Annotated in this window: 15 protein-coding genes and 1 other RNA gene; 4 read left to right on the top strand and 12 right to left on the bottom strand. The window is 44.1% G+C overall.

Annotated elements, in window-relative coordinates; genetic code table 11:
* Positions 1-89 precede the first annotated feature (89 nt).
* The 12 genes from IE103_RS10540 to IE103_RS10485 form a co-directional block, all read right to left on the bottom strand.
* A complete protein-coding gene (locus IE103_RS10540) occupies positions 90-1,523 on the bottom strand; it encodes a high affinity choline transporter 1 (protein ID WP_189346067.1) in 1,434 nt (477 codons plus the stop codon).
* 192 nt (positions 1,524-1,715) lie between these two features.
* Positions 1,716-2,114, bottom strand: coding sequence for a response regulator (locus IE103_RS10535; RefSeq protein ID WP_189346066.1), 399 nt, complete (start codon positions 2,112-2,114; stop codon positions 1,716-1,718).
* Positions 2,115-2,296: 182 nt separating this feature from the next.
* Positions 2,297-7,156: a PAS domain S-box protein gene (locus tag IE103_RS10530; RefSeq protein ID WP_189346065.1), complete on the bottom strand. Its 4,860-nt coding sequence runs from the start codon at positions 7,154-7,156 to the stop codon at positions 2,297-2,299.
* A gap of 127 nt (positions 7,157-7,283) precedes the next feature.
* Positions 7,284-8,435, bottom strand: a complete 1,152-nt coding sequence (locus tag IE103_RS10525) for a methyl-accepting chemotaxis protein (protein ID WP_189346064.1) — start codon at positions 8,433-8,435, stop codon at positions 7,284-7,286.
* Between the two features lie 292 nt (positions 8,436-8,727).
* Complete coding sequence (gene pcp, locus IE103_RS10520; RefSeq protein ID WP_189346063.1) at positions 8,728-9,390, bottom strand: pyroglutamyl-peptidase I; 663 nt, start codon at positions 9,388-9,390, stop codon at positions 8,728-8,730.
* A 25-nt stretch (positions 9,391-9,415) separates the two neighbouring features.
* A complete protein-coding gene (locus IE103_RS10515; protein ID WP_189346062.1) occupies positions 9,416-10,417 on the bottom strand; it encodes a DUF979 domain-containing protein in 1,002 nt (333 codons plus the stop codon).
* Entirely contained in the window at positions 10,414-11,130 is a 717-nt protein-coding gene (locus tag IE103_RS10510) for a DUF969 domain-containing protein (protein WP_189346061.1), read from the bottom strand. The genes IE103_RS10515 and IE103_RS10510 overlap by 4 nt, the downstream gene beginning before the upstream one ends.
* Before the next feature lie 111 nt (positions 11,131-11,241).
* Positions 11,242-12,012 (bottom strand): 5-oxoprolinase subunit PxpA, encoded by a 771-nt coding sequence (pxpA, locus tag IE103_RS10505; RefSeq protein ID WP_189346060.1) that lies wholly within the window; start codon positions 12,010-12,012, stop codon positions 11,242-11,244.
* Entirely contained in the window at positions 12,005-12,976 is a 972-nt protein-coding gene (locus IE103_RS10500) for a 5-oxoprolinase subunit C family protein (RefSeq protein ID WP_189346059.1), read from the bottom strand. The genes pxpA and IE103_RS10500 overlap by 8 nt, the downstream gene beginning before the upstream one ends.
* 2 nt (positions 12,977-12,978) lie before the next feature.
* On the bottom strand, positions 12,979-13,659 hold the full coding sequence (gene pxpB / locus IE103_RS10495; protein WP_268248957.1) for a 5-oxoprolinase subunit PxpB: 681 nt from the start codon (positions 13,657-13,659) through the stop codon (positions 12,979-12,981).
* A gap of 25 nt (positions 13,660-13,684) precedes the next feature.
* Positions 13,685-14,407 (bottom strand): hypothetical protein, encoded by a 723-nt coding sequence (locus tag IE103_RS10490; protein WP_189346057.1) that lies wholly within the window; start codon positions 14,405-14,407, stop codon positions 13,685-13,687.
* Between the two features lie 138 nt (positions 14,408-14,545).
* Positions 14,546-15,958 (bottom strand): MBL fold metallo-hydrolase RNA specificity domain-containing protein, encoded by a 1,413-nt coding sequence (locus IE103_RS10485; protein ID WP_189346056.1) that lies wholly within the window; start codon positions 15,956-15,958, stop codon positions 14,546-14,548.
* Between the two features lie 498 nt (positions 15,959-16,456).
* On the opposite strand from IE103_RS10485, the gene IE103_RS10480 reads away from it, so the two are divergent.
* The 4 genes from IE103_RS10480 to mraZ all read left to right on the top strand — a co-directional run bounded on the left by IE103_RS10480 (position 16,457) and on the right by mraZ (position 22,322).
* A complete protein-coding gene (locus IE103_RS10480; protein ID WP_229827220.1) occupies positions 16,457-17,065 on the top strand; it encodes a chalcone isomerase family protein in 609 nt (202 codons plus the stop codon).
* 288 nt (positions 17,066-17,353) lie between these two features.
* Positions 17,354-17,733: RNase P RNA component class A (gene rnpB / locus IE103_RS10475), an RNA gene on the top strand.
* A 394-nt stretch (positions 17,734-18,127) separates the two neighbouring features.
* On the top strand, positions 18,128-21,316 hold the full coding sequence (locus IE103_RS10470) for a bifunctional diguanylate cyclase/phosphodiesterase (protein WP_189346055.1): 3,189 nt from the start codon (positions 18,128-18,130) through the stop codon (positions 21,314-21,316).
* 577 nt (positions 21,317-21,893) lie between these two features.
* Positions 21,894-22,322 (top strand): division/cell wall cluster transcriptional repressor MraZ, encoded by a 429-nt coding sequence (mraZ, locus tag IE103_RS10465; protein WP_189346054.1) that lies wholly within the window; start codon positions 21,894-21,896, stop codon positions 22,320-22,322.
* Positions 22,323-22,328 lie beyond the last annotated feature (6 nt).

The raw sequence follows: 22,328 nt of genomic DNA, 5'->3' as shown, positions 1-22,328 counted from the left end.
CCCTGAATTATAACGGTTTATGCGCGGCTTTTACAAAAAGCGCGCATAGATTGCCGATTCAACGCCGATTAATTCAGGGGCTTACGCATTTAGTGTGCTGACGGTGCTTGTTTAGCAACGATGAATTGCGGCAGCAAAGAACCTAGCAACATGCCGGTTAAGCTCATCAGCACGCCTGCAAGCTGAGGTGGCCAGAAGTCTTCAGGTGCATAGATTTCTAAAGAAATCCAGGTGACTAAGCCGAAAATGATGGAAAGTAGGGCACCCTGTTGTGTCGCTGGTTTCCAATACAAACCAAAAGCTAGAGGAATAAATGCGGCTACTAAGGTGACTTTGTAAGCGTTTTCAACCATTTGGTAAATGCTTGAGCTGGTATTCATGGCGAACAAAGTAACGATACAGGTAAAGATCAAAACCACAATTCGCATCATCAATAGGAATTGTTTGTCGGTTTGATTTGGAAATAGTGGTTTTAAAATATTTTCTGAAAACGTGACGGACGGCGCCAACAAAGTTGCGCTAGCACAGCTCTTAATCGCTGACAGCAATGCGCCAAAGAACATGACTTGGGCGAACAGCGGCATTTGCGTCATGATCAAAGTCGGCAAGATCATTTGAGAATCGGTGTCGATCAGTTTTGCAACCATCGCTGGATCAATTAAGGTTGCCGAGTAAGCCAAAAACATAGGAATAAACGCGAATAAGAAATACAAGCTGCCGCCTAGCACCGCAGAGTTAGCAGCTGCATTTTCAGATTTTGCCGACGCAACACGTTGAAATACGTCTTGCTGTGGAATGGATCCCAGCATCATCGTAATCCATGCTGCAAAGAACCAAAGCACTTCGCGCGTGGTTGGTGCTGGCCAAAATTCCATTTTTCCTGCATTGACGGCGTGCGTAATCACGGTTCCTGCACCCCCAACCATATTTGAAACTTCCCATCCCATGTACAACATACCAATCATGATGATGATCATTTGCAAGAAATCGGTAATAGCAACCGACCACATGCCGCCCATTAAGGTGTAAATTAAAACGCTGCCAGCACCGATAATCATGCCTGTATTCATATCGATTGCACCGCCTGAGACCACGCTAAACACCAAGCCCAAGGCTTTAATTTGTGCTGCTACCCAACCTAGGTAGGACACTACAATACAGAGAGAAACTAAGATTTCGACAGTGCGACCGTATTTGGCTTTGTAGTAATCACCGATGGTCAGTAAATTCATCCGATACAGCGGACGTGCAAAAAACAGGCCGACAAAAATTAGGCAAAGCGAAGAACCAAAAGGATCGGCAACCACGCCTTTTAAACCTTCTTTTACGAAGGTAGAGGAAATTCCTAGAACAGTTTCTGAACCAAACCAAGTCGCAAACACGGTTGCGGTGACGATATACATGGGTAAAGAACGACCAGCGACCGCAAAGTCTTTGGAATTATTGACGTAGCGGGCGGCATAGAGCCCGAGACCAACAGAAAGAACCCAGTAAATGACGACTAGCCAAAGCAGAGTATTCATGGAATAGATAAAAATAAGGGAAAGTTAAATAAATAATGCCCGCAAATAATTCGCGGGCATTATAAGGCAATGCGTAAGAATAACGATAAATAACAATATTTCTGTGCTTTTTGTGCTAATTTTGTGCCACTAAAGGAGAATGTAGTCAAAACGATAACAAAAATTTAGTGAGCGTAAAACAAATTTGTGTCCTCACTCCAAGATGTTTTTAATTTTATCAACGAGTGCTTCTTTGCTAACAGGTTTTTCAATATTACCTAAGAAATTTTGCCTAGAAAGTTGTGCAACCAGAGAGGCCGAATGCAAGACGCGTGAACCTTGACCTGACATCAGAATCACACCACCTTTAAATTCACGGTCACGCATTGCGCTCATGAACTCAAAACCATCGATATCGGGCATTTGAATATCACATAATAATAAGTCCGGTTTCACTGAAGTTGAGTCGAATGCTGCTAAGCCTTGCTTGCCACCATTGGCGGCAATAATTTTCTTTACACCTAAATCTGTCAACAAATCAGACACAAAATCAACTTGAAACTCGTCATCGTCAACAATAAGTACGCTCAGGTTTTCATAACTTTTCGTCATTTTGTATAACTTTCTTGATTGTTTTTTTAGAAGCCTTCGATATTTCTCAGAATTCGTTTTACTTTGTAAAAAAGTGCGAACGATTTTCGATATTTAACGCGTTACTATACACCGAACTTTCTCAAAGTTTTTTTTTACGAAGATGGATAACTCGATAGCTCATTTAGGGGTAGTGAATTGGGTTAATACAGAATTTCCTTTTTTGCTTGTTTTTCCCATTTAATCTTCCAATCGATAAATTGCTCAGGCGGCATTGGTTGTGCGATAAAGTAGCCTTGCACTTCGTCACATCCCGACTCAACGATCACATCCCAGTCTTGTTGCGTTTCTACGCCTTCTGCTACTAAATTCAAATGGAAGATTTTGCCCAACTGTATGCTCGAATTTAAGATCGCTTTAGACGCTTCATCTTCACTGGTGCCGTGGACGAAGGCGCGATCAATTTTGAGTTCTGTAAATGGTAATTGCTTCAGATTTTCCATAGTAGAGAAGCCAGTTCCAAAATCGTCGATGGAAAGGCCAAAGCCTTTTAAGCGTAGGCGCGTTAAGATCTCTAAGCTGACGGTTAAGTTAGCCATCAAGCGTGTTTCGGTAAGTTCTAAAATAAATTGCGATGGACGAATGCCGACTTTTTTCAGAATCGACTCAAATTGCTCGGGCAAGTCGAGTTGATTTAAGTTATCCATCGACACATTGACGGCTAATTTCAATTGATGGCCTTGGTTGTACCATTTGCGTAAGTGAATCGCGCTTTTCTCTAGAATGAGCTTACTCAAGTCATCGATCATGCCATTTGCTTCCATCACGGAAATAAATGCATTCGGTCCCAGTAAACCACGCGTCGGATGACGCCAACGCGCAAGGCATTCCGCACCAATCACGCGCCCAGTTTTGATGGATACCTTAGGTTGGAAGAATACCTCGAGACAGTCTTCAGAAAATCCTGCTTGCAATTCGTTGAGGTCAAGCGTTGGAACTTTTGAACGTTTTGCTTGTTCCGCAGGATTCGGCGCTTGTTTTGCTAAAGACTCAAATAGCTCTTTCTCTACCAAAGGCTTACGTAAGGTACCAATCAAATTTAAACCATACGCTTTCACTAAATTTTCTGCTGCTTTCATGACGCTTTTGTCGACAGCGCTGAGAATAATTACACTACCTTTATATGCATTTTCTGCAGCGATGCGTAAAAAGCTAATACCGTCCATACCAGGTAGCGTCAAATCACAAATCAACACATCAGGCTCGTAGGTGCGCAGTACTGCTAAGGCTTGATTGCCCTCAGTGCAGTTTGATACGCGTGCTACTCCTAGCTTGCGTAAACTGGTACAGGTTAATTCCATGTCACCGATTTCATTTTCCAAGACTAAGACATGCAAATTGGGTTTGAGTTGACTCAAAGAAGATGAATCATCATCTGCCACAGTTTGCGCGTAACTTGCTTGGCTATTTTCGCTGACGGTCGTAAGCTTAGTCGCTGGCGATCGATACGCTTCTACTTCGATTTTTATTTGTTCAAAAAGGCGCTGTAGTTCTTCTATACGGGAAGTCGCATCTTCGATTTTGCCGTGGTTTTTCAATTCTTCTAGCTGATGACAGACTTCACCAAACTGCATCGCCCCCACAGTTCTGGCGCTTGATTTTAATTTGTGACCTAAAGCACTTAAACCTTGTAGATCACCAGCGTCAGCCATCTGCTGAATATCGATGAGGCCTGCCTGCGCTGAGTCGACAAATTTCTGTGCAAATTTTCCGATCTTTTCTGGTGAGTCGCCTACTAGATTTGCCAATACTTTGAGATCAATTGCGACTTTAGGTTTTTCACTATTCTGATCGAAAGTTGTATTGGGTTTGGTGAGTTCAGCAATCGGATTTTGTGTAAGCTCGGTATGAGAGATTTGTTCTGCGATACCACCCAGCCAGCGTAGTACCGTTGCATATAGTAGATCTGGTGCAAAGGGTTTTGCGATAAAGTCATTCATGCCCGCTGCGAGGCAGTGAATCCGATCTTGATTCATCGCATTGGCCGTGATGGCGATAATCGGTAACTGTGCGTATTTGGGAATCACTCTGATGCGACGGCTCGCTTCCAAGCCATCCATCACAGGCATTTGAATATCCATTAAGACGCAATCGATTTGCTGATTATGTTCGGTCAGTTGCTCCAATGCCATTTGTCCATCATCAGCGAGAATCACATGGCAACCAGCAACCTTGAGCAGCTCGCTGCCAACTTGTTGATTAAAATCGTTATCATCAACCAGTAAGATTTGTACTTTTTTGTGCTCGGTAATCAACCTTAAGCGTTGTAAGGCATTTTGATTATTTATCGCCTGCTTGAGCTTGATTGGCGGCCCTTTTATTTGTTCTAACATTGCGGTGAACCAAAATTTACTACCTTCCCCTAATGCGCTTTCGACGCCGACTTCACCACCCATCAATAGCGCCAACTCCTTACTAATTGCTAAGCCTAAGCCCGAGCCACCATACTTTCTGGTGGTCGAACTATCGGCTTGCTCAAAGGAACGGAACAGTTTGGTTTGCTGCTCTGCGCTCATACCTATTCCAGTATCACTGACTTCAAAACGTATCAGCCAGCCACTCGGTGTATCGCGCAATTTTTTTGCACTGACGGTGATTTCACCATGCTCTGTAAATTTGATCGCGTTATTCGTGTAATTGATCAAAATTTGGTTTAGGCGATGCGGGTCGCCATGCATTTCTCTTGGGACATTTGGGTCGATTGCGATGCGCCAGCTCAATTGGCGTCCTGCGACTTTGGTATTCATCATTGCGGAGAGTTTTGCCATCAAATCATCTAGGCTAAAGTCAACTCCTTCGATACGCATTTTTCCCGCCTCGATTTTGGAAAAATCGAGGATATCATCGACGATGTGAAGTAAATGTTGTCCTGATAAATGAATCTTTTGTAGATAGTCAATTTGCTTTGGATCGGTTGCACTATTTAACGCAAGATAAGTCATGCCGAGTAAGCCATTCATGGGTGTTCGGATTTCATGACTCATATTCGCGATGAATGCGCTCTTGGCACGGTTTGCTTCTTCGGCGAGTTCTCGTGCAATGGCTAATTCATGGGTGCGACTGTCAACCAATTCTTCTAAGTGATGCCGATGTTGATCCAATTCTTCACTGAGCTTTTTTTTCTCATTGATATCTTCTTGAGTTGAGACAAAATGAGAAATACTACCGTCGGCTTGGCGCAATGGAGAAATCGTTGCATACTCAATCGAAATCGAGCCATCTTTTCGGCGATTGATTAATTCGCCTTTCCAAGTTTTTCCTGCGCGAATAGTGCTCCAAAGTGCCGAGAATACTTCTCTAGGTGTTTGACCTGAATTTAGAATATTGGGATAACGTCCGATGGCTTCCTCACGACTAAATCCCGATTTCAAAACAAAGGTGTCATTGACGTATTCAATTTTGCCAATGACATCGGTGATAATGATGGCTTCTGTACTCTGTTCGACCGCTTGTGATAATTGATTGAGTTGCGCTTCGGCCATTAAGCGTTGCGTAATATCTTGAATTTGTGTGACGAAATTTACCGGAGCGCCATTGGTGTCTCTGACCAATGAGACATTTACCTGCAGCCAGATTACATGACCTTCTTTGTGATAGTAGCGTTTATGCACCTCGAAGCGTTCTAATTCTCGATTGATCAATTGGAGAATTAATTCTTTATCGACGTTGGCATCATCGGGGTGTGTGAATTTGAGTGTGGGTTGATGTAACAGTTCAGATTCTTTGTGACCACACATGTCGCAAAGAATGCGATTCACACGCAGAAATTTCCCTTCAATATCGATCAGGGCCATACCTATCGGTGAACTACCAAAAGCTTGTTCCATCAGAGCGTGATTTAAGCGTTGTTCTTCCTCCGCTTGTCGACGCTCGGTGATATCTTGAACTGTACCGGTTAGTCGAACAATCTTACCAGCCGCGTTTCTTTGTTTTCGTCCTGTCTTTGCCCAGATAGTGCGAATGCTGCCGTCAGGTAAAAATATACGGTATTCAAACGGATCATATTCTTCACGATCCTCGAATGCCTCTTTGCAGGTGGCAATGACTTTGGCTTGATCATTCGGATGCACAGTTTGTGCGATCATTTTAAAGATGTCACCGTCAAATTCCGTCGTTTCCCGTTGCCAAATACGATTCATTTCATCCGACCAGCGGATCTTCTTTGAGTCGGCATCCCATACCCAATGACCTACATGGGTAGAACGTTCAGCTTCTAATAAATCATGTTCACTTTGTCTCAGTGCTTCAAGCGTTTTCTTGCGTTCTGTAATATCTCGGGTGATGCCGATGAAATGAGTAACTTGTCCAACTTCATCAAATGCAGGCGTAATTGTTAGCTCGTTCCAGAAAATACTTTGGTCTTTACGGTAGTTCAGGATTTCGCCAAAGAATGGCAAGTTGGCAGCCAATGCAGATTCAATGGCTGCCACCATTGTTGCATCGGTCAAAGGACCTTGTAGGATACGGCAAGTCTTACCAAAAATATCTTGTATGCTGTAGCCGGTTTGTTTGGTGAACGCATCATTGACGGAGACAATTTTTCTGTCGGGTGTAGAAACAATGACGCCTTGTGAAATCGCTTTTAATGCGAGATCGCTGATCTGTAATTTTGTCTCGGCTTGATGTTTGTACAGTGCCATTTGAATAATGGCACGTAGTTCTTGATCCGAGAAAGGTTTTGTGATGTAAGTGAAGCCTTGAAATCGACTTGCGGTCGAGATCGCTTCATCATTGCTTTTACCAGTGAGGAATACCACTGGCAGCGCATACTGCGCGCGTATCGTTTCTGCAGCAGTAATTCCGTCTATGTCACCAGAAAGCTCCGTATCCATCAAAATCAAATCTGGGCGAAGTTCGCCTGCTAAGCGGATCGCATTGGCACCAGAATTGGTTTGACCGATGGTTTGGTAGCCAAATAATTCCAGCTTTAACTGTACGAAGATTGAAACTAGCTCATCACTTTCTACTATCAGAATTCTCGGCTTATTCAAAGAAGACCACATGCAAAACTCCGTAGTAGCGTCGATCAAGAAAACAAGTTAATGGTGCGTAGCTATTAAGACCAACTACCAAGACTAACTTAGCTGTCGTTAACTTTATTTTTACGATTCGTTCAAGTGGTGAGTTAGTTTAGAAGAAGGTAATCTCAGATTCCTTTTCCTCATTCGCTTGTGGTGACTTATTGTGGCGACGCAGTTCTTCTTCCATCGTATACGTATCTTTTAACCCCGCCAGCCACGTGTCTGGAGTGGGTACTGTAGATTGATGTAGATTGTCGGCAAGTTGAGATAGCTTGTCCATGTCATCTTTGACGACTTGTAGAATTTGGCTAATTCGATCTTGGAACTGTAATGCCACCATCAGGTTTTCAATGTCTGTACGGATGATATTGCCATGATGTCGCATTTGCTCAGCGGTATCGCCTAGTGTTTGCACATGAGACAAAACGTCTCTGACCACATCGCCTGAAATTTCTAAGATACGTTTGTCTTGCACTGCCGAGCGGTCTGCCGTATTTAATGCGACTTTGGTTACGTTTGCAATATGGTTGACGCGCTCCGCCATGTGTTTGCCAGTTTCTGCCGAGCGCTGCGATAGTTTTCGTACTTCATCTGCCACAACTGCAAAGCCTCTGCCTTGCACGCCAACACGCGCTGCTTCAATCGCAGCGTTAATCGCCAGCAGATTGGTTTGTGCGGCGATCTGGCCTACGTCTTGAGCCATACTCGACATATCGCTGGTTGCTTTGGCGAGATCCCGAATACAAGTTAATAATTCGTCCTTACTCTCTATCATTTGAGATAAAGAGTTAATCAATGGTGCCAATTCCTTTTTGCAGAGTTGAAGTAGGGTGATTGTGACATCCGAGTTTTGCGCAGTGTGACGATCAACATTACTGACACCTTCAAAGCCCGCTTTATCGAGCTCACTTACCATCGAAGAAAAGCTATTAATTAAATCATGCACAGAAGATTCTGATTGTGAACGCACAGATTCCACGTGCGCCTCCCAAATTGGCAGAACATTCGTTAATAACTCACGTAATTCATTGACTGTGTTGGCACTGCTGCCGAATTGTTCGTTTGTGAGTTCGTCTGCATTGAGCATCGCAAAACTGCGCAGTAGGCTGAGGACAAGCAAGCCAATCACTAATGCGGATAAAGCAAATAAAGAAAAGCTAAGTAGGCTAGATTGACGCCACGCTAACGTAAAGCTAGTCGCGATGCCTATGAATCCAGCCAGATAGGCAAAAGCGGGTTGACGAAAAAAATCGTTTTGCATAATCACTTATCCCAATTCAATCTTGCATTAACTTTTTATTTAACAACTTGCAGCCCTAAACCTTAATTTTCTTAGGAGTTGGGTATTCAGCTTGATGCTAGTTCGTCTATTTTTTCTCGTTAGCTTTTTTCGATTGGATCATTTACCTGCGTTCTATGATCTTTTTCGAGATCAAGTCATAGCTCCTCTACAAATGATTCTAAACAATATTTTGCGCTTATTGCATGAAAAAAACTGCGTGAAGGAAATTTTTTATATTCACATTGCACGCTCAATTTTGATAAGTTGGTAATTAACAAATAGTTCCTGCGCTAAATTGCATCGAAGTATCTGTGAATGGATCTTCATCTAAGATCGTTTCTACTAGGAGAACGAGTGCTTTTTCTAGTGACTCCAGCGACATGCTGGCCGCGCCTGGATGGTGGCAGGCTTGCGCAGGGAGGTAGGGGATGTGGACGAATCCCGCATGTCGTAATTGTGGATGGGTGTTGGCATAATGCATCAAACCGTAAAACACGTGGTTGCAGACATAGGTGCCAGCGGTATGAGAGATGTTGGTAGGAATACCGTGATCACGTAATTTTCTAATAATTTTCTTCAGCGGTAAGCTTGAAAAATAGGCGGCAGGTCCATCGGCGACGATGGATTGATCAATCGGTTGAGCACCTGCATTATCAGGAATCCGTGCATCATCGAGATTGATCGCCACTCTTTCAATACTGAAATCCGCTCTGCCGCCAGCTTGCCCTATACATACGACGATTTCTGGTTGATGGCGATCGAGTAAATCAACTAGCTGATCAATCGCATTGCCGAATTCACAGGCTAATTGTGCCACTTGTACTTGATAATGTTCACCAAAGCTTCGTTCGACAAATAGTTGAACAAGTTCCCAAGATGGATTGATCGTTTCTCGATCGAATGGTTCGAAGCCAGTGAGTAAGATGGTTGGCATAGCTCGCACTTTGTGTATGAAAAAATTAAACCAGAAAGTACATCAAAATCATATTGCAGATTAAGACGGCTATCGCGGTTGGAATTTGATATTTGATGACTAGATATTTGTCTTTTAATTCTAATAGCGCAGCTGGGATGATATTGAAGTTGGCTGCCATCGGCGTCATCAAAGTACCGCAATAGCCAGATAGCATGCCAATCGCTACTAATGGTGCTGGACTAGCATGATGCTGCAGGATTAAAAACGGTAAGGCAATCCCTGCTGCCATAACAGGAAATGCGGCAAAGGCATTTCCCATCACCATCGTAAACAGCGCCATGCCGAGACAGTAAATCACGATTAAGGCGAGGCGACTGCTTGGATCAACAAACATCGTCACTAGGTTTTGGATCGATTGTCCTGTTTTGGCAGCAACAAACACGCCACCTAACATTGCCAACATCAAAGGTAAGATCAGGGCCCAACCCATCGCATCGACTAAACGTCTTGATTCTTGCACCGCGACCACTGGTGTTCCACCGGTAATGAAGTAAGCATAGATCAGGCTGAAAATACAGGCGATGGTGAGACAAGCCAAGGTCAGATTTTTTTGATCGAGTATAAAGTACTCACCAATTTTGAGGTCTTTCCCTAGACTACTCAAAATCACAGTAATAATCGGAATCGCGATTGCAGGTAAAAACAGTTTATTTTTGAATCGACCTGCAAATGCCGCCTTATCCCAATTTGCTTGCGCTGGATGTTGACCACTACCTAGTAAATTACTGCCAGCAATCAATGCCAATAGCATCACGATGCCACCAAGTATCTTGTAGCTCAATGATTTGCCCAAAGTCGCGATCATTGCATCGCCAAATAAAAATCCTATGCCGAATAGAAACCAAAACAGCCCCGTTGTATAACGTTTCGGATTACTCCGATCACGTATGCTCAACCAAGCAATTGCCATCACGACGATACCGATTAAGTAGAAAATGACTTGAATGCTGATGATGCTAAGCGCGCTTTGATTTGTCGCATTCATGCGCGTACTCCAGTTTGTTGTTGCTGCCAAGTTTGTACATCGCGTGCAATTTGTGCGTCTAACCATGACAGTCGAATTAAGTGAATTACCAACGCACAGATCGCGGTAGGGATGGCCCATAAACCAATCATTAAAGGTTCAACATCGGTGATGCCATTTTCTTTCAAGAAGCCAGTCATCAATAAAACTGCACCGAAAGCAATGAAAATATCTTCACCAAAAAATAAGGCGACATTGTCACAAGCAGCTGCATGGGCTGCTATTTTTTGACGTAAATTCTCTGGTAACTCACCATACTTCGATAGTGCCGCGCCTTCAGCCATAGGAAACAGCAGAGGGCGAACCGTTTGGGCTTGCCCGCCCAAACTAATTAGTCCGAGTGAGCAAGTAAATTGACGCAGTACAAAGTACAGCATCAAGATGCGTCCTGCGGTAGCACTTCGAATTCCGCTAACCCAGCTTTGCGCGCGCTCTTTTAATCCGTATCTCTCAAGGATCGCAATCACTGGAAGGATCAATAGGATGCTTGCCAATTGACGGCTATTCATAAATTTCTCGCCAAAAGTTTCTAGCAATAGTCCTAGATCCATACCAACTGCTAAACCGGTTGCCATGCCAGCAGCGATGACAACCATAAGCGGATTAAATCGTAGCGCAAAGCCGGCGACAATAATTGGAATACCAATCAGCGGCAACCATAGATTGCTGTCCATTGTCTTTATCTCCCTTAAGTATTTTTAGATTTATGGATAAGTTGTTCGTCAAGTTGAATACCGATGCCCCGATGTCCCGATGCTCTCGTAGCAATCTTGTTGCGAGCATCGCTAATGACATACTGATTGGATTGTATAGCCGAGCTCGGTGCATTTGTCACGTATGCTTTTGAGTAAATGTAAGGCGTGTTCGCCATCACCATGTACGCAAATCGTCTGAGCTTCTATATGTATCTTCTGCCCATCTACAGAAACAACTTGTTGCTGTTCGATTAAATTCAGTACTTGTTGTATCGCATCATCGTCACTTTCAATACACGCATCGGCGAAACTACGCGCACGCAGAGTTGCGTCTTTGTTATAGCGACGATCGGCGAACGCTTCTGCTTTTGTTTTTATTCCAGCGTTTTGCGCTTGTGTCAGAAGTGCGCTTCCGGCTAAGCCAATTAAGGTCAGTGATGGGTCACAAGCGCGAATTACGCGGATGATGACTTCCCCTAACACCGCATCATGCGCCGCTTGATTGTACAAAGCGCCATGTGGCTTGAGATGTTGCAGGGGGTAGTTCTCTTGTTTGGCAATGTTTGCTAACTGGCTTACTTGCTCGCATAGCTGCTGGAATAGCAGATCAGGATGCGGGTTCTGTGCGCTTCTGCCAAAGTTGACTCTATCGACAAAACTGGGGTGTGCGCCTATCGCAACCTTGTGTGCCTTCGCTAATCGTACCGATTCACGCATACTTTGTTGATCGCCAGTATGACCGCCACAGGCAATATTGGCAGAGCTTACGATCTGGAGAATTTCTGCATCGTAGGCACCACCTTCACCTAGATCGGCATTGAGATCGATGACTCTGGAATTTTTTTGTATCGCTTTAGACATTGGCTGCACCATGAATTCTTGCAAGTTCGCGTTGCCATTTTTGTTGTGCTTCAATCGCAAGTGCGTGGTCGACTTCGATAAAACAAAAGTGTTGGCCAATCGGGGTTTGCGCAATTTTCCATAAATCGGCTTCGATTACACAGGCTATTTTGGGATAGCCGCCAGTGGTTTGGCAATCGGCCAGTAAGACGATAGGCTGGCCGTTAGCGGGTACTTGGACCACTCCGGGTATAACACCATGCGACAGCAATTCTTTTTGTTCGATGCGGGTCAGTTGGTTGCTACTGCGTTTGTCATTGGCTTCGCCAATCAGGCGATATCCCATACGATTGCTTTGGCTACTCACTTTCCAAGCTTGCCGCCAAAATTTCCTTTGTGAATCGCTATCAAAGTGGGAATACTCTGGGCCTCGGATCGCGCGGACCTCAGGTGTCCATATTCTTTGCTGAACGCCGACGGAGCGTTGAAAATGTCGTGGTGTACCGATGTTCAGCTGATCGCCTTTTTTCAATGCTCTGCCGAAATGCCCGCCAATGCCAGCTTGCATGTCAGTTGCGCGAGAACCGAGGATGATTTCGTTGTGAATGCCACCATCAACTGCCATGTAGGCTAAAGCTTCCTTAATCGCACCGCGTAACACTAAAGTTTGACCAGCACGGGCAAAATGTCGCCACGCCTTGGCGATGGGTCGACCGTTGAGTTCTGCGCCAAAATTGGCACCGCATAAGGCAAACCAAGTGTCGCGATGAAATTGAATTTCAACTGGACCAATCATTATTTCAATGCCAGCACAGTGTTCAGGATTGCCGACCAGTTTGTTGGCAAGAATCAGTGAATAGCGATCCAGTGCGCCCGCTTGTGCGATGCCAAGGTGACGATAGCCAGTTCGGCCAAGGTCTTGAATCGTGGTTTGGATACCCGATTTCAATATACTAATTTGCGATAGCGCAGCTTGATTGTTCATGCTCAGTCTTCGACAATAAAGCTTACTGTATCGCCGGGTTGCAACAAGCTAGCAGACGATCTATGTGGATCAAACAGGCGTAGTGAGGTGTGACCAATAATTTGCCAACCACCGGGGCTAGCTGCCGGATAAATGCCAGTTTGATTGCCGCCAATCCCAACTGAACCAGCTTCGATTCTTGTACGCGGTTCGGTTTTCCTTGGAGTTGCTAATTGCGGATTTAAGCCGCCAAGGTAGGCAAAACCTGGCTGGAATCCAAGAAAGTAAACCAAGTAGTTAGCTTCGCTATGTAGTTGAATCACTTCATCGGTACTCAGCTGGCAATGATCTGCGACGATCGCCAAATCTGGACCATATTGCGCACCATATTTCACCGGAATTTGTACATGCCGTGTCGCTGATTCTGTCACTTCAGTAGTTGCAGCCAGTTCGGCTAATTGTGCCAAGATGGCTTGCGGTGGATGGTGTATTGGATCGAAAACTAGCGTTAGATTATTCATGCCAGGAACCACATCGATACAAATCTTTCGTGTTTGTATTTTTTGCGCAATCGCCCAAATTAGGCGCTGGCAATCGAGGTCGATGTGTGTGGAAACCGACTGCATCACAGCCGATCTTTCGCCGAGCAAGTAGTAGGAAAATTGAGGCTTCAATGTTTGATGTTGTTGATGCGTTGCATTCACTGAGAGCCTCAAGTTGTGTAGAAATTTACCAACGGAATCCGAGTTTGACGCTGACAGTATCATTGTCCCCGGTGCGATCCACTTCAGCCGCTAAGTTCATCAAGCCCAAATTTGCATTTAGACCAGCAAATAATTTATTCGCGGTGGTGCTTTCTTTTCTCAAACCAATGACATTCGGAGATAGATTACCCCACACACGTCCCGCACCAACGTAAGGTGTGAACATAACAAAGCCTTTGGAAACCAAGAATTCGACACTTTTACTATTGAACCCCAATTCATTGACACCGGATAATTTGGAGTAAGCACCACGGATCGCAATTGCTGGCAAGGCGACATTGCCTTCGAGAAGGGCATAACGTGCTTCTAAGCCCATTAATTTGATATTGGAATCAGGAACTGCGCTTAAGGATGCGCCAATATCGATATTCAAAGGTAAGCCTTTATGAATATGCAATCGTGGAACGATGAGCGTAGACACATCGCTCCCGGCTTTCTTCCATACTGCGCTATTACCCAACTGCGTAACAGACAATTCGCCACCTACATCAAATCCAGTAATGCCTAATGCAGCTGCCGGCGTCACCGCTTTATAGCTTGCCACCGAAGTGAAATCGCTTGCGAGTCGTTTGAACTCGGACTGACTTAATGTTTTGAGTTGAGCAAAGTCATTTCCTGCCGATGCCAAACCAGAACAAGCTAACAATAATCCACCACCAACAACGCGCAAACTCTTTTTTGAAAACATAGAAACTCCAATTCGTTGATCAGCTCGCCCAAATCAATTTTGTGAAAACATATTTAAGCGAACTCAAATTTTACCTTGCTCGCTCGAATCGTAGTGAATAATTAATGTTTTACATAGGTATGCTTAATACGGGTTTGCTTAATCTAGAATCTTAAAATCAGGCAGGCTAAATCGCTGATTTTTTTCAGGAATATGTATCTCAGTATTTTTTAAGTGGGATGCAAAGCTTTGCATAACTTCTTCTTCACCATGTACTAAGACTGTATGTGTTGGCGTAATTTTCTTTTGCCAAGCCAATAATTCAGCGCGGTCCGCATGTGCGGAAAAACCGTTGATGGTATAAATATTGGCGTTGACATCAATTTCCTCACCGAATAAGCGAACACTTCTAGCTCCGTCAATAATTTGTCTCGCCAAGGTGCCTCGTGCGGCAAAACCAACAAAAATCACACTCGCGTTTCTGCGCCACAAATGATGTTTTAAATGATGCCTTACTCGACCTCCAGTACACATACCAGATCCAGCTAAAATAACTGCACCACTGGTGATGCGATTGATTGCCATGCTGTCCGCTGCATCACGTGTAATGTGTAAATTATTTAATTGAAATGGATCGCGTTTTTGTTTGAGTAATTTGGCGGTTTCTTCGTCGTAGCATTCAGGATGATCCCGAAAGATTTCGGTTGCCGAGATCGCCATCGGTGAGTCAAGAAATATATGCATGGCAGCAGGCAGTTTGCCCTTTTCAACGCCCTCACGCAAATACCATAAAATCTCTTGCGCCCGTTCAAGCGCAAAGGTCGGAATAATAACGTTGCCACCATGTTGAAAGGTGTCATTAATCGCTTGATAAAATTCTTCCACCGACGCTTCGAGTGAGCGATGAAGACGGTCGCCGTAGGTGGTTTCCATGACGACGACATCTGCAGGAGGTGGAATCACCGGATCACGTAAAATTTTACGACCCTTGCTGCCGATATCGCCTGAAAACACAATCCAACACGTTTTGCGTCCTTCTTTTAATTCTAAATAAATACTAGCGGAACCGAGTATATGACCTGCATCATAGAAAGTTGCGGTAATGCCGGGAGCAACTTTGATCGCCTTATTGTAGTGCGCGACCCTGCCAAAAAAATCAAAGCTACGCGTGGCATCATATAAAGTGTAGAGCGGTTCATCGTGCACCACGCGTTTTTGTGAGTGCCGCTGTTGTTTGCGTAACTGTGCGCGCGCATCGGCCTCTTGTAGATGTGCAGAATCGAGTAAAACCAGACGAGCCAAGTCTTTACTAGCAGCACTCGTGATGATTTCTCCTCTAAATCCTCGTTTTACTAGTAAAGGAATGCGACCACAGTGATCCAGATGGGCGTGGGTTAACAGCAAGTAATCAATTTCTGCAGGATCAAATCCAAAGTCTTCGGTATTCTCATCAGAAAGATCGCGACCACCTTGAAATAAGCCACAATCAATCAAGACTTTCTTACCTGCACATTCGATTAAATGACATGAGCCCGTGACATCTTTGTTGGCACCGTGGAATGAAATTTTCATTGTATTGTCCTGACTATGTACAGTGTATTCAGTGAATATGATAGGCCAGCGAAAAGAAGATTAGCCATAAATGCGCTACAACTGAGTTACTAGTATGTATTGTTCAGCGGTAAGCGACTAGTGTATGTCGGATTACCGATCTCCAGCATCATTGATTGCTTGATTCTGCGCAAATTGATCAGGTTTTGTGGGTAATTGTTGATTGATGCTGTCGATGTTGCCGGCCAAAGAACTTTGTTGTTTCTTGATTGCTCCCTTGTTGCGTAGTCGATGCTTGTGTAGAACCAAGGCTCTGATTATTTTTTGCTAGGTTGAATATTAATTGCATAGTCTTTCATTAAGAAAATTGCTGCAAGTTTTCGAGTAACTATTCCAATCCTGTCTTTTCCTGCTGCATTTGCTTGCACCTCCTAGGCTTTTTCACTATCTTCTAAAAGTAAAAAAATATCAGCATTCAGCCAAATTGTTGAATGACATTATAGAAACTTAGGAGACAGCATGAAACTTTCACTCATCTTCAAAATCGGCTTAGTCAACGTTGCAATGGTATGTGCTTCGGTGTTTTCATTGAGTGCAGGGGCCGATACAGTAACCGTATCCGGAGTTAAGCTCGACGACTCGGTACAAGTTGGCTCTCAATCCTTGAAGCTGAATGGAGCAGGGGTTCGGTATAAAGTGTTTTTCAAAGTATATGTCGCAGCCCTTTATCTGCCAGAGGAAAAAAATACTACAGCGGACGTTTTAGCAATGCCCGGCGCAAAACGTGTCACGCTGGTGATGATGCGAGAATTGAGTAATGATGATCTAGGGCAGCGCTTTATGGATGGGCTGCGAGCCAACCTAGATATTGATGAGCGTTCCAAATTAATCAAACCGATGATTAGCTTCGGTAAAATGTTTTCCTTGGTTCCAGTATTAAAGAAGGGCGATATCCTGACGTTTGATTGGGTGCCAGGTACTGGTGTGGTATGCCAGTTTAATGGTCAAAAGATAGGCGAAACGATCAATGATTTGAGCTTTTATAACGCAGTCTTGCGTATTTGGATAGGCAAAGAACCTGCTGATGAAGCTTTGAAACAAAAAATGTTGAATGCGAAAGCTGCTTAATTTTTACGATGATTATTGCGGCACTTGGTAAAACTAAGTGCAATACATTAGCTCGATAAATTAGTGCTGTAGGTTATTGCTTAAATTTGCAAACAGAAACGTCAATTTACGCTTGTGAATTGACGTTTTTTTATGCTGATTCGATTTGCTTATCGAACAGTTTTGCATGGTATTGGTTGAATTTGATCATTGGCGCGAAGGAATTCGGTAGGTATTTAGGAGAGTAATTCGGCGAATAAATTCCAGCTTATCTTAGGGATTCAAGAGCGAGCTGTTACAATAGCGCGTGAAGCAGGCCAGACAATCGCTGGTTATCGTGTTGACACGATGACGGGAGGAAGGTCCGGACTCCATAGAGCAGGGTGACGGCTAACGGCCGTACGTTGAAAGCCAAGGCGCAAGCTGAGGTATAAGACGAGGAATAGGGCCACAGAGACGAGTCTTTGGGGAGTAGCGGGCGCAAGCCTATGCTAAACCACAAAGGGTGAAACGCGGTAACCTCCACTCGGAGCAATTTCAAATAGGCACGCGTTGAGGTGGCTCGCTGAGCGTGCGGGTAGAAAGCTTGAGCGGCGGAGCAATCCGTCGCCTAGAGGAATGATTGTCATAGCGTGATGCAGCAATGCAAAACGCCGTAACAGAATCCGGCCTACCGGCCTGCTTCAATTTTGTACTTCTCTTCGATTTTTTCCTCCATTATTTATTCCTCGGCTGCTGATGCATAGCGTATCTATTTGATATTGACTCGGTGTTTGATAGGCATCGCAAGAGCAGGATTTCTTGGTATGAAGACATGCCAGTGTTACACTTCAAGAAATAAATTAGATACGATTAGTTCAGTGAGCATTCTGTGACTGAGGAACAAAAGTCATTGCGTGCACTTCGCTACGAATTTGCTATAAGTTTTCTATCAGTTTGTTGTGAATTTGTGGCACTTGATGTTTATTCTTGTTCATCTAAGTTCAGCTGAGTTTTCGTATTATTTGCTTTTGTCAGATTTGTTCGTATGCTTGCTTGCGCGCTTTGCAGAAACAAATACGATCTTTCATTAAGGGGTGATGCATGGTGCGTAGTACTAAAAAGCCCGAAGATAAAGAGGTACCAGTTTGGCTCTTAGTTAGTTGCGTACTGCTCATTATTTCCGCGATTGTGGGGCAAACTTGGTGGTCTATCGTACAAGACCGTAGTTTGACCTTGGCTATCGCTAACAAAAATAGTTTGTTGAATTTGAGGATTCTCGAAGAGCATGCCAACCGCGTGCTGCACGACGCTAGTCGCGCCACGATCGCAGCCGCAGAAGAATTGCAAACCAAAGGCGATCAAATCCTCAATGAAGAAGCGAATTTGCGCCAAATACTAAGTATTCAGCGCCGTGATTCAGAATTTATCTCGGCACTGTCGGTGGTCGATAGGCAAGGTATGTTACGCGCATCGTCTTCTCGCTTTCCAGTTGAAGCTACTGATTTATCTAAGCAAGATCACATCGCATTTTTGAATTTACCAATTAATGCCTACCAAAAAACAGTTCAGCTCGGTTCACCGTATATTCCAAAAAAGACAGCGCAAGCGATTCTTCCTTTAGCACGGAATATTTTCTCTACGACCGGACAGCCAATTGGGCAAATACAGGCCGAAATTAGTCTGAGTTATTTTCAAGATTTTTATGAACGCGTAGCAAAAGACGCAGGTGCGAAAATCTCTTTGTATGACAAAGATGGCTCTGTGATCGTGCAAACAATGACGCGCCATGCGAACTTGAAAGCAGAGGCGGACGAAGCTGTGGTAGCGAGCGTGAAAAGTAGTTTCGATGAGCAAGGTCGCTTAGAGAGTGCGCTTATTGGCGCAGATAAACGTACAAGTTATACCTATCTAAAGATGAAGGATTTTCCTCTGGTGGTGGTATTGGGGCGAGATCTGGATACGATCCTACTGGATTGGCAGAAACGCTTGGAGCAGCGTTTATTATTCGCCGGTTTATCGATTATTTTCACATTGCTGCTGGCAGTGCTGCTCTATAAAAAAGTGCATCATCTTAAATTGTCGAGAGAAAAACTGACTGAAAGTGAGCGCCGTTATCGCTTGCTGTTTCAAGATGCGCAAGACGGCATTCTATTAATTGATAAAACTTATCATTTTGTTGATGGCAATCAGAACGCATTGGATATGCTGGCGGTCGATAATAAAGCCGATTTGTTAAGTCTCGATATTGAAGAATTCTCGGCCGATTTGCGTTACACCCAACCAACCGTTGCTGCGAAAAAAGCAGAATCAATTAAGAAGTTTGTTGATCTTGCGTTTAAAGGCAAGGTGCAAAAATTTGAATGGATCGCCCACCGACGTGGCAAAGATTGGTTTAGTGAAGTTACCTTAAGCCGCGTGAAGATTTCGACCGAGCCTATGGTGTTTTGTGTGATGCGTGACATCTCACAGCGCAAACATGCTGAACGATTGTTACAAGGGCAAAATCAGCTTTTGCAATTGATTGGAAGTAGTGAAAGCTTGGAGTCGATTTTGATCGATACCTGTCATTTCGTTGAAAGAAATAATCCTCACTGGCATTGTGGTGTGCAGTTATTGTCGGTTGATCAGCGTGTCTTTACGCAAACGGTCGGACATCATTTTCCAGAGATCTTACGTCGACAGCTCAATGAAGCACCGGTGTGTCATGGCAATGGTGTTTGGAGTGAGGCGGTGCTTGAGATGATTCCAGTCTGGACGCAAGATATACCCAAATCACCAACGATGGAATTTATCGCACAACGGAAATTGCTGGCGAATTATGCCGCAGTTGGTTCATGGCCGATTATGGGTAAGACTGGTTTGATCTTAGGTACATTCACTTTATTCACCGAGTCTTCCGCCGCACTCAGTAACGAAGACTTGAGTTTGATTAGCATTGCGACTGATGTCTCAAGTATTGCAATTGAAGGCAAACGAGCTGAAGAAAAAGCGATTCGACTGGCGCATTATGATGAAGTGACCAAGCTGCCGAATCGGTTTTTATTCAATCAATATTTATCCAAGGCCTTGGTGTATGCCGAGGCGACCAAAGGTACGCTAGCAGTCCTGCTGCTCGATTTGGACAGGTTTAAAGCCATTAATGATAGTTTCGATCATGATGAGGGCGATAAAGTACTGTGCAATATCGCGTCTCAATTAAGGCAAACTTTATCTGAGTCAGACACGATTGCGCGGGTTGGTGGTGATGAGTTTATGTTATTGCTGGATCGTTATAAGACCCCGCGTGAACTCACCGATATCGCAGATAAATTATTGCAAGTAGTTGCGACGCCATTTGAGATCAATGGGCAAGAATTGCAAATTAGTGCCAGTATTGGGATCGCTGTTTATCCAGAAGATGGTATAGATGCGCAAATTCTGATGAAGAATTCTGAAATCGCCATGTATCGTGCTAAGCATAAGGGTAAGAATAATTACCAATTCTATGATGCGCATATGAATGTGCACACGATAGAACGATTGTCGTTTGAAGCGCAATTACGACGTGCATTGGAAAACCGTGAGTTCGTGGTGTTCTACCAACCGAAAGTCAGTGTCTTAAGCGGGAAAATTGTCGGTGCAGAAGCCTTAATTCGTTGGAATCATCCAGAGAATGGCATCGTATTGCCAACTCAATTTATTGGTTTGGCAGAAGAATCCGGCATGATAGGCAAGATGGGTTTGCAAGTTTTGGATATTGTGTGTCGAGATATCGCACAAATGAAAATGGCTTACGGCGCATTTGGCAGAGTGGCGATAAATCTCTCCGGTGCGCAGTTTAACGATCCATTTTTGTTAGACGAGTTGCAAAAGGTAACCGAATTCTGGAAGATCACGCCAGAAAGTATCGAGTTCGAAATCACAGAAAGCATGGTCATGAACAATCATGAGCAAGCAATTGCGCACATGGATGGTTTAAATGCTGCAGGCTACACCTTGTCGATCGATGATTTTGGTACGGGTTATTCATCCTTGGCTTACTTAAAACGTTTCCCAGTCAATAGCCTAAAAATTGATCGCTCCTTCATTCAAGATATGCCAGCAGATGCCAATGACACGGCGATCGTGTTAGCGATTGTTGCGATGGCAAAAACTTTGGGATTGAAGGTGGTTGCAGAAGGCGTGGAAAACGCCACTCAGCTTGACACCTTGATGTCCTGCTCATGCGATGAATATCAAGGCTTTTACTTCTCCAAAGCCCTCCCTTTCGAAGAATTCATGGTTTTGCTGGAGAGTACTAATTTATCATAAAACTCTCTAATTTATTCTAAATTGACTTCAATTTGCGTTATGGGTTGCAATCGCCCTTAGCAGATTTGATGGGTTTTGTTCTTGTCGCCGATAATTTTTTTAACTTGCGGATGAGATTGGTAGTTAGCTAGGTTCGACGAACTTGTCTTCGTCCGTTGGCTATGCTCATCGAACATTTGCGATTGCTCGCTTGATGGTTGATTTGACGCGCCACTTTAAATATTACCCAAAAGAAAACATTTCTCTTTAAGTGACAAACTGTCGCTTTTCACTCGGCATTTTGCTGATCTCCTTGCTAGGGCTAAACACATGAGTATATGTAATGTCCTACTTTCACTATCTTTTGTAAGTCCCTAATTTATTGGGATATTCTTCATTTTTCAGGTTTAACTAGTTGCGCTAAGTCATTGACTTTATTCATTAATTTCACATTTTCCTGTGCAAATTCGCTTGACCATGCTCAAGCGATCCACTAAAGTGGGGAAAAGTGTGAAAAAGTGTTTTTTTGTGGCGTAAATTCACAAAATATTTTTTCAGCACAAATTAATGATCATTACTCCAAATTTAGGGTTATCCAGTGTTCCAAGGCGCCTCTGCACTTAATCTCGATGCGAAAGGTAGGATGTCTATTCCTGCGAAGCATCGTGACGCCTTAAATGTGCAATGCGAAGGCCGTGTAACCCTAACTCGCCACCCTGATGGCTGTCTATTATTGTTTCCCCGCCCAACTTGGGAATCGCATCGCGAGCAAATTGCTGCTTGGCCTATGGCAGCACGTGCCTATCAACGTATTTTGTTAGGTAATGCTTGTGACGTCGAGATGGATGGGAGTGGTCGTATTTTGGTCGCGCCAGAGCTGCGCAATGCAGTTGGAATGCAGCGCGATGTTATGTTGCTGGGTATGGGATCGCATTTCGAAATTTGGGATGCGAACAAGCTCGCCGAAAATGAAGCCAAGGCAATTGCCGACGGCATGCCTGATGCTTTAAGTAATTTTTCTTTTTAACCGAGC

The sequence above is a fragment of the Affinundibacterium macrobrachii genome (assembly GCF_014652415.1).
In the GTDB taxonomy this organism is placed as follows: domain Bacteria; phylum Pseudomonadota; class Gammaproteobacteria; order Burkholderiales; family Burkholderiaceae_D; genus Undibacterium; species Undibacterium macrobrachii.
This window is presented reverse-complemented; position numbering and strand designations above follow the sequence as displayed.

Excerpts from the sequence above, each read along its gene's own strand:
- IE103_RS10515 (WP_189346062.1), bottom strand. The coding sequence starts at position 10,417 with ATGAATGCGACAAATCAAAGCGCGCTTAGCATCATCAGCATTCAAGTC.
- pxpA (WP_189346060.1), bottom strand. The coding sequence starts at position 12,012 with ATGTCTAAAGCGATACAAAAAAATTCCAGAGTCATCGATCTCAATGCC.
- IE103_RS10540 (WP_189346067.1), bottom strand. The coding sequence starts at position 1,523 with ATGAATACTCTGCTTTGGCTAGTCGTCATTTACTGGGTTCTTTCTGTT.
- IE103_RS10500 (WP_189346059.1), bottom strand. The coding sequence starts at position 12,976 with ATGAACAATCAAGCTGCGCTATCGCAAATTAGTATATTGAAATCGGGT.
- IE103_RS10525 (WP_189346064.1), bottom strand. The coding sequence starts at position 8,435 with ATGCAAAACGATTTTTTTCGTCAACCCGCTTTTGCCTATCTGGCTGGA.
- IE103_RS10510 (WP_189346061.1), bottom strand. The coding sequence starts at position 11,130 with ATGGACAGCAATCTATGGTTGCCGCTGATTGGTATTCCAATTATTGTC.
- IE103_RS10470 (WP_189346055.1), top strand. The coding sequence starts at position 18,128 with ATGGTGCGTAGTACTAAAAAGCCCGAAGATAAAGAGGTACCAGTTTGG.
- pcp (WP_189346063.1), bottom strand. The coding sequence starts at position 9,390 with ATGCCAACCATCTTACTCACTGGCTTCGAACCATTCGATCGAGAAACG.
- IE103_RS10485 (WP_189346056.1), bottom strand. The coding sequence starts at position 15,958 with ATGAAAATTTCATTCCACGGTGCCAACAAAGATGTCACGGGCTCATGT.
- IE103_RS10480 (WP_229827220.1), top strand. The coding sequence starts at position 16,457 with ATGAAACTTTCACTCATCTTCAAAATCGGCTTAGTCAACGTTGCAATG.
- IE103_RS10535 (WP_189346066.1), bottom strand. The coding sequence starts at position 2,114 with ATGACGAAAAGTTATGAAAACCTGAGCGTACTTATTGTTGACGATGAC.
- IE103_RS10530 (WP_189346065.1), bottom strand. The coding sequence starts at position 7,156 with ATGTGGTCTTCTTTGAATAAGCCGAGAATTCTGATAGTAGAAAGTGAT.
- IE103_RS10490 (WP_189346057.1), bottom strand. The coding sequence starts at position 14,407 with ATGTTTTCAAAAAAGAGTTTGCGCGTTGTTGGTGGTGGATTATTGTTA.